The sequence below is a fragment of the Floccifex sp. genome (genome assembly GCF_051873495.1).
Taxonomy (GTDB): Bacteria; Bacillota_I; Bacilli_A; order Erysipelotrichales; family Erysipelotrichaceae; genus Floccifex.
The window spans coordinates 1-12365 of sequence record NZ_JBJEEX010000040.1 but is presented as its reverse complement, the minus strand read 5'-3'; the positions used below and the strand labels follow the sequence as shown (position 1 = coordinate 12365).

Annotated in this window: 11 protein-coding genes; 3 read left to right on the top strand and 8 right to left on the bottom strand. The window is 33.4% G+C overall.

Annotation, left to right across the window (positions count from 1 at the left end):
* Positions 1 to 73: 73 nt before the first annotated feature.
* On the bottom strand, positions 74 to 988 hold the full coding sequence (locus ACI313_RS02325; RefSeq protein ID WP_439755185.1) for a calcium/sodium antiporter: 915 nt from the start codon (positions 986 to 988) through the stop codon (positions 74 to 76).
* A gap of 456 nt (positions 989 to 1444) precedes the next feature.
* Complete coding sequence (locus tag ACI313_RS02320; RefSeq protein ID WP_439755184.1) at positions 1445 to 2911, bottom strand: carboxypeptidase M32; 1467 nt, start codon at positions 2909 to 2911, stop codon at positions 1445 to 1447.
* A gap of 74 nt (positions 2912 to 2985) precedes the next feature.
* Between ACI313_RS02320 and ACI313_RS02315 the strand changes: the two genes are divergently transcribed.
* Positions 2986 to 3276, top strand: coding sequence for a hypothetical protein (locus ACI313_RS02315; protein WP_320608790.1), 291 nt, complete (start codon positions 2986 to 2988; stop codon positions 3274 to 3276).
* Here the strand turns inward: ACI313_RS02315 and ACI313_RS02310 are convergent.
* The 6 genes from ACI313_RS02310 to aroB all read right to left on the bottom strand — a co-directional run bounded on the left by ACI313_RS02310 (position 3273) and on the right by aroB (position 9850).
* Positions 3273 to 3656, bottom strand: a complete 384-nt coding sequence (locus tag ACI313_RS02310) for a hypothetical protein (protein ID WP_439755183.1) — start codon at positions 3654 to 3656, stop codon at positions 3273 to 3275. The genes ACI313_RS02315 and ACI313_RS02310 overlap by 4 nt on opposite strands.
* Before the next feature lie 26 nt (positions 3657 to 3682).
* Positions 3683 to 5551: an ATP-dependent zinc metalloprotease FtsH gene (gene ftsH / locus ACI313_RS02305; RefSeq protein ID WP_320608788.1), complete on the bottom strand. Its 1869-nt coding sequence runs from the start codon at positions 5549 to 5551 to the stop codon at positions 3683 to 3685.
* Between the two features lie 121 nt (positions 5552 to 5672).
* Positions 5673 to 6542, bottom strand: a complete 870-nt coding sequence (locus tag ACI313_RS02300; protein ID WP_439755182.1) for a prephenate dehydrogenase — start codon at positions 6540 to 6542, stop codon at positions 5673 to 5675.
* The gene (gene aroA, locus ACI313_RS02295) at positions 6539 to 7756 is read right to left on the bottom strand and encodes a 3-phosphoshikimate 1-carboxyvinyltransferase (protein WP_439755181.1); all 1218 of its coding nucleotides are present in this window, start codon (positions 7754 to 7756) and stop codon (positions 6539 to 6541) included. Before aroA ends, ACI313_RS02300 begins: the two co-directional genes overlap by 4 nt.
* Entirely contained in the window at positions 7753 to 8847 is a 1095-nt protein-coding gene (aroC, locus tag ACI313_RS02290; protein WP_439755180.1) for a chorismate synthase, read from the bottom strand. The genes aroA and aroC overlap by 4 nt, the downstream gene beginning before the upstream one ends.
* Positions 8837 to 9850 (bottom strand): 3-dehydroquinate synthase, encoded by a 1014-nt coding sequence (gene aroB / locus ACI313_RS02285; RefSeq protein WP_320608784.1) that lies wholly within the window; start codon positions 9848 to 9850, stop codon positions 8837 to 8839. Before aroB ends, aroC begins: the two co-directional genes overlap by 11 nt.
* A gap of 110 nt (positions 9851 to 9960) precedes the next feature.
* Here aroB and ACI313_RS02280 point away from each other — a divergent pair, with 110 nt between their 5' ends.
* Together ACI313_RS02280 and ACI313_RS02275 are read left to right on the top strand one after the other, a co-directional pair.
* Positions 9961 to 11037, top strand: a complete 1077-nt coding sequence (locus tag ACI313_RS02280) for a chorismate mutase (RefSeq protein ID WP_320608783.1) — start codon at positions 9961 to 9963, stop codon at positions 11035 to 11037.
* Positions 11038 to 11041: 4 nt separating this feature from the next.
* Positions 11042 to 12271 carry a pyridoxal phosphate-dependent aminotransferase gene (locus ACI313_RS02275; protein ID WP_439755179.1) on the top strand — a complete coding sequence of 410 codons (1230 nt, stop codon included), beginning with the start codon at positions 11042 to 11044 and terminating at the stop codon, positions 12269 to 12271.
* Positions 12272 to 12365: the final 94 nt, after the last annotated feature.

Sequence of the window (12365 nt, the reverse complement as noted above, 5' to 3'; positions counted from 1 at the left end):
TAAAAAGTGAACCTCCTAAATTCGATGTCCAAATTTAGGGGTTCACTTCATGATTTTAGACGAGCTTTTTTATTTATCGTACAAATAAGAAAATCGTATATAAAATGTAGATGCCTACCATTGATAAACCAATCATTTTATTAAGTTTATAATACTTGGCAATAAACCAGTAAAGAACACTGATTCCAATTAAAACCACAACATCAATCACCGCATTATTTACTATGATTGGATTCACAAAACTAGATACACCTAAAATACATAAAATATTAAAGATATTGGATCCAATCACATTTCCTAACGCAATTTCATGTTCACCTTTTTTTGTAGCCACAACACTTGTAACGAGTTCAGGTAGACTTGTTCCAATAGCTACAATCGTTAATCCAATAAAGGATTCAGATAAACCAAGTAAAGAAGCCAAGCTTTTTGCGCCATTAACAGTAAGCTGAGATCCAATTAAAATACAAGCCATACCAATGATTAAAAAGACAATATAATGTGAATACGACTTTGTTTGGGTTTCAATTTGATTGGAAGTACTTGTTTTAAATTGAAGAATTAATGAAATAATAAAACAAATCATTAAAATAAAGCCATCGAATCTTGAAATAACACCATCCCATAAAAGAACAGCTAAAATACAAGCCGCACCAATAGAAATAGGCCAATCTCTTTTTAAAATAGCTTTGTCACAGATTAGGGGATGAAAAATTGCACTGGCCCCAGCTACAACTAATAAATTAAAGATATTGGAACCGACTACATTTCCCAAAGCAATTTCATTGCTTCCTTCTATGCTTGCGCTTAAAGAAACTGCGAATTCAGGTAAACTCGTTCCAAAGGCAACGATTGTTAATCCGATAATCAGAGGGGAAACATGGAGCTTACTTGCTAATCCCGAAGCATTTTCCACAAATTCATCGGCTCCCTTTGTCAACAATACAAAGCCAAGTCCAATACATACAATAGAAATTAATGTGTTCATTTGAATCTCCTTTCTCAGGACAAAAGAAAAGACTTCTATTGCCCTGCAATAAAAGTCTCGCTACTTTTGAAATGAACCGGATCCTAAGATCGTACTGACGACGCATTTCACGAAATTTCGTGAGCTACTCCCTTTTGTATTTTCATTGTATATAAATTAAAACATAAATTCAATACCCAATTTAAAAGGTCCCAACTGTTATCAATCAACGTTGAGACCCTTTAAGAAATGAATTTGTTTTTCATGTTTTCTCCTTTCCAATGCACCTTATCTATATTAAATACCATCTAACGCTCACCTATCTATATCTGGTATTTTTAATATAGATAGAAAATTTATCTGTCCATCGGTCTGTCCTCTTTTCTTTTCACTTATAATATACAATAAAAAAAGTAATTTAAAACACAATTGGAAAAGTTGGTATCTATTATGGAAAAATTAAAACAAAGAGAAGAATTAACTTCTCTTTGACACATATTTATCAATTAAATAATCAATATAATAATCCGGATTAAAAGGCTCATGACACACTTCTTCTACAATTTCTTCCATTGATTTACTAGCTCCATAATGATGAACATTCATTTTTAACCAATCTTTGATGACTTCAATGTGTCCATTTTCTAAAGCTTCATCTACATTTATTTCTTTGCTCATGGCATGATACAGTTGAGCAGCATATGCAGAACCTAAAGCATAGCTAGGAAAATATCCAAAGTCTCCACTTGACCAATGAATATCTTGAAGAATTCCTTGGGAATCGTTTTCTGGGCGAATCCCTAGATATTGTTCGTATTTATCATTCCATAATTCATTTAAATGATCATAATCAACTGTTCCATTCAATAATTCTTTTTCAATTTCATAGCGAATTAGAATATGAATGGGATACGTTAATTCATCGGCTTCGGTACGAATGAAAGAACACTCACTTGTACAAATCGCATCCATAAACTCATCAAAAGAAACATCTTTAAACTCATCAAAGACTTCAATAAATTTAGGATAAAGAGCTTTCCAAAAAGAAGTTGACCTTCCAATATGATTTTCCATTAAACGAGACTGTGATTCATGGGCAGCACAATAAGGCTCATAAAACATAGTATCCATAAATTCATCATCAATTTGTAGTCCATATAGCGCATGACCGTATTCATGAATCGTTGAGAAAATAGCACTCATCACATTGTCTTCATAGAAATGGGTAGTAATACGAGTATCGTGATTACTAAACGAAGAAGTAAATGGATGTTCAGTAGTATCCATGCGAATTTCACTGAAATCAATTTTAAGAAAATCACATAAAATATTCATAAATTGTTGTTGACGAGTAATGTCAATGTTCTTATCAAATAAATGAGTTCCTTTAGCTTGTTTAGGAATAATAGGAAGTAACTTGGTTTTAATACGATCAAAAAATAAATCATATTTTTCTTGATTCATACCTGGTTCATATTCATCTAAACATAAATCATATAAATTTGATCCATTATAACGCTTTGAATACGACAATACTTCTTTTTTCTTTTCAATGACTTGTTTTAAATAAGGCTTAAATAAATCATAATTATTTTCACTTTTTGCCTTATGCCAAATCATCATACTATCATTTATTAAATCAACATATTCACTATAAGTTGAAGAAGGAAGGGATTGTTGATCTAAAAGTTTTTTTAGTCTTAAGGAAACTTCTTTTTTTTCTAAACCAGATAAAGAAGAAACATATGATTCTAATTTTGTGATTATTTCTTTATTGTTTTCATATTCAAATTGATTTTTAGATAAAATACCTAATATTTTATTTGAATAAGGAATTCCTTTTTCAGGGGCAATTGTATATTGTTCATAGGAAATTGTTTCCAGTGCTAATTTAAAGGCTGCTAATTGATTTAAATATTCTTGATAAAATGATGCGAATTTCATAAATATCTCCTTTTCTTTCTATTTTAACATAAACAATGACAAATAAATTAGTTTAATAAAAACAGGAGGACACCATGAAAAAATATTATTTAGGAATGAAAAAAGATTATAAAAACTTATCGTTTTCAACAATTGGATTAGTTGAACAATATTATAATTCACTGAGTCAAAATGAATTAAAGACACCTTGGTTTACTATAGAAGATGCTTTAAAATGGGCAAAAGACGATGGTAATTTAGATGTGTATCTTCAACAAGCCCTTCAAGAACAAGTTCTTATTGAATTAAGTGAACAAGATGCGAAACGACTACAAAAAGATCCATTTCACAATTGTTGGTTATATGAAAAATCACAAAGAGATTAAGTTCTCTTTGTGATTTTGGCTTTACATTTTGGACAAGTCACTTCGATGGTTCCTTTTCCTTTAGGAACACGAATGATTTGTTGGCACTGTTTACAACGGAATACTTTATGTGTTTTACGGTATTTCCATTTTAATTGATAGGGCTTAATAAATCTTTGATATTTATCATTTTCTATGCGTCTAGCTACGATGTTTTTTGAAAACATACGATAGTTCACATAAATTAAAATTACTAAAATAAATAATGATAAAATCGGATTTTTAATAAACAATTGCACAACACATAAGAATAAAGCTAAATATGTAAGGGCATTATTTAAAGAATCGGCACCATATCGACCGGCCATAAATTGATACAACTTGTTTTTTAATTTATTCATTTTCGTTCTCCATTAGATTATTCATTTTATTCTTGTGGAGCTGCAATTTCAACTGGTTTGTTTAAAATATACATGAATTGATCACCTGTAATGGTTTCTTTTTCATATAAATACTTCGCAAGTTCATGTAGCTTCATTTTATTGTCTTCCAAAATACGATACGCATCATCGTGTGCTTGTTTCACTAAGGCAATGACTTCTTCATCGATCTTTGTTGCCGTTTCTGTTGAACAAGCTAAGGAAGTATCGCCACCTAAGTATTGGTTATTTACGGTTTCTAAAGCGACCATACCAAATTGATCCGACATACCCAAACGAGTGATGGCCATACGAGCAAGTTTAGTGGCTTGTTCAATATCATTGCTGGCACCAGAAGTGACAGAACCAAAAATTAATTCTTCTGCACATCGTCCAGCTGTATAAACCATAATACGTTGGTAGATTTCATCTTTTGATAAAAGATTTTGTTGGTCTTCCTCTACTTGCATCGTGTACCCTAAAGCACCTTTTGTACGAGGAATAATCGTAATTTTATGAACTGGAGCGGTATCTTTACATTTGGCAGCAACTAAGGCATGACCAATTTCGTGGTAAGAAACAATTAGACGTTCATGAGTTGAAATAACAGCACCTTTCTTTTGTTCTCCGGCAATGACAATTTCAATGGCTTCTTCTAAGTCTTTTTGTAGAACTTTTTTACGACCATCACGAACCGCTAATAAAGCGGATTCATTCACGATGTTGGCTAGTTCAGCTCCACTTGCTCCAGCACTAGCACGAGCAATCACATTAAAGTCGATGTCATCCGACATTTTCACTTTCTTGGCATGTAGTTTTAAAATGGATTCACGACCTCTTAAATCAGGTAATTCAACTGGAATACGACGATCAAATCGACCAGGACGAGTAAGAGCAGGGTCTAAGATTTCATCACGGTTCGTAGCGGCTAGAAGGACAACTCCTTTTGATCCATCAAATCCATCCATTTCAGCTAGTAATTGATTTAATGTTTGTTCACGTTCATCGTTTCCAGATAAACCAGAGCCATCTCGTTTTTTACCAATGGTATCAATTTCATCGATAAAGACAATGCAAGGTGCTTTTTCACGTGCTTGTTTGAATAAGTCACGAACCTTAGCAGCTCCACGTCCAACAAACATTTCCACGAATTCAGAACCCGAAATAGAGAAGAAAGGAACACCGGCTTCTCCAGCTACGGCTTTGGCTAATAATGTTTTACCAGTTCCAGGAGGTCCGACTAATAGAACACCTTTAGGAAGGTGAGCTCCAATTTCTTCGTATTTTTTAGGATTCTTTAAAAAATCCACAACTTCTTGTAGGTTTTCTTTGGCTTCAGCTTGTCCGGCTACATCATTAAAAGTAATACCGGTTTTAACGCCTTCATAGACTTTGGCATTGGATTTTGAAAGATTCCCAAAACCAAATCCATCGCCTTGATTAAAAGTCATTTGATCGTTTCCCATCTTATTTGAGATTCGTTTCATGTAGCTTCTCATTAAAGCCCATAATAGAACCATAGGAAGAATGAAAGAAACTAAGAAATAGATGAAAGGATTGGTTTCTTGTTGAATGGTTTGCGAGAATTCAGCTCCGCTTTCATCTAGTCGATTCACTAAATCAGGGTCATACATTTGACCGGTTTGATATGTTTTATCGTCGCCTTTTACAGTAAAGTAAATTTCATTGTCTTCAATTTGTACTTCCTCAATTTTTTTGTTATCGATGTAAGTCAAAAACTCGGAATATGATGTTTGTTCGATTTTGGCATCACTGATTAAAGGAATGACAAGGAAATCAACCAGTAACAGGACAATCATAAAGATTAAATACCATTGGGCGAATGATTTCTTTTTCTTATTTTGTTTATTATTCATATTGGCCTCCGTTAATATGATTCGTATTTTAAAGAAATGTTGGCACAAATACAAGTGGAGTGCTAATTTCACACAATTTCGCAAGATTTAGCACTCTTTTAGCACTCAAAAAAAGAAAGCATTACGCTTTCTTTCCATCGTTTTTATTAAATAATTTACGTCGTTGTGTGGATTGAATAAATAAACGCTTCATTTCTTGTTCGTCTTCATTGGCTAAGGCATCTCTAAAATGGGAAATGGCGGCAATGAATTGATCCGTTTCATCTAATAAAATGTCTTTATTTAAAAGAAATAATTCGGTCCACATGTTTTCGTTGATTTGGGCAATTCGTGTTAAATCTCTAAAACTATCTCCTGTATATTCGACTAAATGTGAATTGTCATGGGTATTCATTAACGAAACAGCAATGACATGGCATAACTGAGATAAAAAACCAATCATGTGATCGTGTTCTTCAATACTTAAAATAGATATGTGATTGAAGTGTAATGTATAAGCTAAGTCATGACAGAATTCAATGGCAGGTTGTGTATTGTATTTTGTTGGAGTAATAATGAAATTGGCTTTTTTAAACATTTCGGTATTCGCATATTCAATACCACTTGTTTCTCTTCCGGCCATGGGATGACAAGAAATAAATTCAACGTCCATGTCTTTTAATTCTTCTTGAACAACATCCACAATATTGGTTTTAACACCACTGACATCACTAATTAAAGCGCCTTTTTTAAATAAGTGTTTATATTCTTTAATCCAATTGACCATGGCCTTAGGATATAAACAGAAAATAACGACATCGGCTTTTGAAACAAATTCATTGACTTCAATTTGTCCTTCATCAATCATGTTGTGTTCTAAGGCATAGTCGATGGTTTCTTGACGACGAGCTAATCCATATACAGTATAACCTTCTTGTTTAAGACCCATGGCATAGCTTCCTCCAAGTAGTCCTAAACCAACAATTAAAAATTTAGTATCTTTTGAAATCATAGTATTTCACACTTTCCATTTATTTTTTGAATGTCTTCAAAGAAATGTGGATACGATTTTGAAATAGCCTGGGCATCCTCAATGATGCTTTCACTTTTGGCACACAATCCAAAAACCGTTAAAGCCATGACAATGCGATGGTCATTGTGCCCGAGTAATTCCACAATTTTATCTTTTTTATATTCAGGTTTTCCATTGATTGTAATGGTATCATATGTACTTTCCATGTCGACTCCCCATTTTTTAAGTTCTTGTTCCATGGCCTCAATGCGATCACTTTCTTTCATACGAAGTCTTTGGGCATTGATGATTTTAGTTTGTACGGGTTGGAAACTGGCAAAGGTACATAAAATGGGTCCTAAATCAGGACAGTTGGATAAATCAATCACAACATCGTTTCCGTTGTATTGCTTTAAGATATCAATGATGGCTTTATCACCTTGTAAAGATGTTTCGTCCATGTTTAAACATTCAATCGGTCCATTTAATTTATCCAAAGCGGCAAAGAAAGCCATTTGAGAATAGTCTCCTTCCACAACAATGTCACATGGTTTATATTGTTGGTTTCCTGGAATTTTATAGTGTAATTCATCGAGTTGAATAATTTCAATGTTGAATTTTTTCAACATGGAGATGGTTAATTCTACATATGATTTTGATTCGTATTTAGGAATAATTTCCACAATACTGTCTTGTGACAATAAAGGAAGACAAAAGAATAATCCCGAAATAAATTGACTGGAGATGTCTCCTCTAATTTTATAGTGTCCTGGTTTTAATGGTCCTTTAATTTGAATGGTATCTGCTTGTTTATAAGTACAATTTTGTTCGTTAAAAATATTTTCATAGACTTCCATAGGACGAGATAATAAACGTCCTTGTCCAATAAATGTAATATTTCCATCAATTAAAGAAGCTAAAGGAATAAAAAAACGTAAAGTAGATCCGGATTCATTACAGTTTAGGGTTAAGTCTTCATGGATGGATAAATCTGTACCATATATAATACATGAATCCTCTTGTTTAGTGATTTTAGCTCTTAAGCTTTCCATACAATTAATAGTAGCTTCAATGTCTTTGGAATAAGAAATATTAGAAACAACACTTTTTCCCTTAGATAAAGAAGCGCATATAATGGCACGATGGGCCATTGATTTGGAACAAGGAATGGATACTTGTCCGTGTACATGACTAGGGGTTACTTTTACTCTCATTTTGTCCATCCTTCCTGTGCGTTTTGACTCATCCATAAATCCAATAAACCAAAGGCTACTATACTATCAACGACAACACGTGCGCGGTGAATAATACAAGGGTCGTGTCTTCCTTGAATGGTTAGTTCAACGTTTTCTTTGGTTTGATAGTCTACGGATTGTTGTGTTTTAAAAATTGATGGGGTTGGTTTAATGCATGTATTAATTAAAATAGGCATTCCATTGGTAATTCCTCCATTAATACCGGCGTTATTATTGGTTTTGGTTTCAATGTGGTCGGTGTACACAAAGGCATCGTTGGCTTGGGATCCTAAAAGATTCGCAAAACCAAATCCTAGTCCAAAGGATACGCCTTTCACAGCAGGAATTGAAAATAATAAATGCGATAATATACTTTCTACGGAATCAAAGAAAGGTTCTCCTATGCCAGCAGGAATTCCTACAATAGCAGTTTCTAAGATGCCTCCTACTGAGTCTTTATTGGCTGCGATTTGTTCAATGCATTGGTTCATTTCTTCTTTTTTAGTTTCATTTAATACCGCAAAATCCATCTTGTTTACCAATTGAATTTGTTCGTATAAATGATTCACATCAAAGGAATCATCTTCAATGGTATAGACTTGTTTCAAATGCGAACCAATGAATACGCCTTTACTTTCTAGTATTTGTCTACAAATGCTTCCAGCTGCTACAATACAAGCTGTCAAGCGACCTGAAAAGTGTCCTCCTCCTCGGTAGTCTTGATAGCCTTTGTATTTTTCATAAGCTGTATAATCGGCATGTCCTGGTCGTAAACGATATTGTGTTGACTTATAGTCGTTGGATCTTGTGTTTTTGTTTTGAATGATAAGTGCTAATGAAGTACCCGTTGTATATCCTTCAAAGTATCCCGAAACGATTTCAACTTTGTCTTCTTCATGTCTTTGAGTAGATATTTTTCCCTTGGCTTTTCTTTTGTCCATGTCTTGGGCAATGCGTTGTTCATCAATTTTAAATCCAGCGGGTAATCCGTCTAAGGTAATACCGATGCAGGGTCCATGGCTTTCGCCAAAAATGGTCATCGATATTTGATTGCCAAAACTATTTTTCATATGGACCTCTTTCTAATACTTTACGAATATCTTCATAGCTCATATCTTCAATGATATATTTTCCTGCTTCTTTTACTTTAATAATCGATACACTGGCTTTACTTCCTTTTTTATCGTGTGTGATGTATTCCATTAATGTATCAACATCATAATTAGGAACAGTCGGTAAATCTAATTTTTTATAGATGTTTAATATTCTTTGTTTCAAAGCGTTGTCTTCAATAAAGAACAACATTCCCATAGCTACGCATTCACCATGGTAATATGTATCTAATCCATAGGCTCCTTCAATGGCATGGCCAATGGTATGGCCAAAGTTTAGTATTTTACGAAGGTTGTTTTCTTTTTCGTCTTGTTCCACAACCATACGTTTTAAATCAATGGAACGAGTAATAATGGCTTCTAGGTTTAAAGTGTCGGCTTCAAATTCTTTGACTAAGTTTTCATCTAAGATTAATCCCATCTTTAAGGCTTCAACTAAACCGTTGTGTTGTTGACGAATTGGTAAAGTGGATAAAACTTCGGGATCAATTAATACGCCTTTGGGTTGATAGAAGGCTCCTACTATATTTTTATAAGATCCCATATCAATGGCTACTTTTCCTCCTACCGATGAATCAACTTGAGATAAAATAGTAGTAGGAATGTTGTAGAAATCGATTCCACGCATATAGCTAGCGGCTACAAATCCAGCTAAATCACCAGTGACACCTCCTCCAATGGCAATGATGGCATCTTTTCGTGTTAGATTGGCTTGGATGCATTGGTTTAATAGGTATTCAAATTGAGCCATGCACTTTGAGTTTTCTCCTTCAGGGAAAGAAATATCAATGGCATTAGGGCATTGACTTTGGATGATTTGAATCCATTTTGATGGAATGTTGTCATCGTGGATAATCGCAATTTTACGATTGACGTTTATAATAGAAGCAATGTTAGAAATGGCTCCTTTTTCAATTAAAATGGGATAGCTTTTTTCTTTTAAGTCTACATATAATTTCATGTTTCGTTACCTCGATATGGTCTTATTGTATCATCTTTTGAAAACACATGAAAATTTTTCTGAAAACTTTTGTGAAAATATGGTATGATATTCAAGTATAGGTGATATGTATGAATGAATTAGAACAGGCTAGAAAAGAAATAGAATGTATTGACGAAGAAATGGCGCGTTTGTATGAACAAAGAATGGATGCGGTTCGTCATGTGATTTCTTATAAAATGGAGAATAATCTTCCTATTTTTGATTCTAAAAGAGAAGGGACTCTAATTGAAAGAAATCGTAAGTTTATCCAGAATAAAGAATATGAACCTTATTATGTGGATTTCTTAAAAAATGTGATGGCTAACTCTAAAGACTTCCAAAGATCTCTTCAAGCTCATGATGTTGTAGCGTATTGTGGTATCAAAGGAGCCTTTGCCCATACCGTGTGTGAAAAACTATTTCCTTCAAATCCTTTAATGAGTTTGTCTTCTTTTGAAGATGTATTTGAAGCAGTAGTACAGAAAAAAGCACAGTATGGAGTCATTCCTTTTGAAAATACGAATTCCGGTGTTGTGGGAGAAGTATTGGATAATTTAAATTCATATCCTGTTTATATTCAAGAGACATATAATTTAAAGGTAGAACAATGTTTGTTGGGACTTCCTGGAGCTACTCTAAAAGATATTGAATGGGTGTATTCGAAAGACCAGGCTTTATCTCAGGCTAAGGCGTTTTTACAGGCATTAGATGTTCAAACTGTTGCCTATCCCAATACGGCCATGGCGGCTCAATTTGTTTCGAATCAGCAGGATATTCATATCGCTGCCATTGGAGCTAAAGAAAACGCGAGTTTATATGGTTTAAAGGTATTGGCTTCTCATATTGAAGAAAACAATCAAAATGCGACAAAATTTATGGTCATTGGTTTAGATAAACCAACGAAGGGAAATCGTTTTAGTATTAGTTTAGTGATTGAACATACTTCGGGTTCCTTGGCTCAAATCATTGATTTAATTGGTAAGCATAAATTGAATATGGAATGTATTCAGTCGCGTCCAATTAAGGGTCGTCCTTTTGAGTATTTCTTCTATATTGAAATCGATGGTAATTTAAATGATGACAATGTAAAGGATTGTTTAAATGAAATCGATAAAGTATGCGAAAGTTTAAAGATTTTAGGAAATTATAGATTGAAGGAGGATTAAAAAAATGAGTTTTGTGAAAAATGGTGTGAATACACAACCAATCGTGGATAACGTATTTTCTATTTCTCGTAAAGCCAAAGAAGCGGCTAAGAAATATGGTGATGATAAAGTTGTGAATGCGACTATTGGTTCTTTATATGGTGAAGATGGTAAATTAGTGGCTTTAGATACTGTATATGATTCATTAAAACATGTTGATAATCGTAATATGGCTGCCTATGCATCAAGTTTTACAGGTAATCCGGATTTCAAAGATGAATTATATGCTTGGGTATTAAATGGAAATAGTAAATTAGCTCATGAAGTTATCGCAACACCTGGAGGAACAGGAGCTGTTGATATGACGATTAGTAATTGTTTGTCAGAAGGAGAAACATTAGTAATGCCTTCTTTAGCTTGGGGTTCATATAACTTAATGGCACAAATGAATAATATTAATACAGTTAAATATGATTTATTTGAAGGACATCATTTTAACTTAAATTCATTTAAAGAAGCTTGTCAAACAGCTATGAAATCACAAGCTCGTTTAGTTGTGATTATCAATGATCCTTGTCATAACCCATCTGGTTATTCTTTATCAAAAGAAGAATGGAAAGAAGTTGTAGCGTTCTTAAATGAATGTTCTAAAACACATTCTGTTGTTTTATTAAACGACATTGCGTATATTGATTTTGCGTATGGTCAAGAACAAGCGAAAGAATACATGGCTACATTTGATGATATCAGTGATAATGTAGTAGTTGTGATTGCGTTCAGTATTTCTAAGTCAATGACTTCTTATGGATTAAGATGTGGGGCTGCCATTGTATTAGGACAAAGCGATGAAGTGATTTATGAAATCAAAAACGTATTTGAAAAGAATGCTCGTGCAACTTGGTCAAATATCAATAACGGGGCAATGCACATGTTTGTGGATGTCATGAAAAACCATAAAGAAGCTTATAATGAAGAACGTGTTAAATATGTAAAACTATTACAAGAACGTTCTGATATCTTCGTAAAAGAAGCTAAAGAAGTTGGATTAAAACATTATCCTTATAAAGAAGGTTTCTTCATTACTTTATCAATGGACAATGAAACAAGAGATAAATATCATGAAGCTTTAATGGATAACTTAATCTTCACAGTAAAAGTAAATAATGGAATTCGAGTTGGTATTTGTTCTTTAACAGTTGATAAGACAAAAGGTCTAGCAAAACGAATGAAAGATATCTTAGATACAGTGGCTTAATTGCCACTCTTTTTTTATGTCTAAAACACGGTATTAATGGGGTAACCAAAATCTTTTGGGGTTTATCCAAAAACTTTTAGGGTGAACTTTTGGG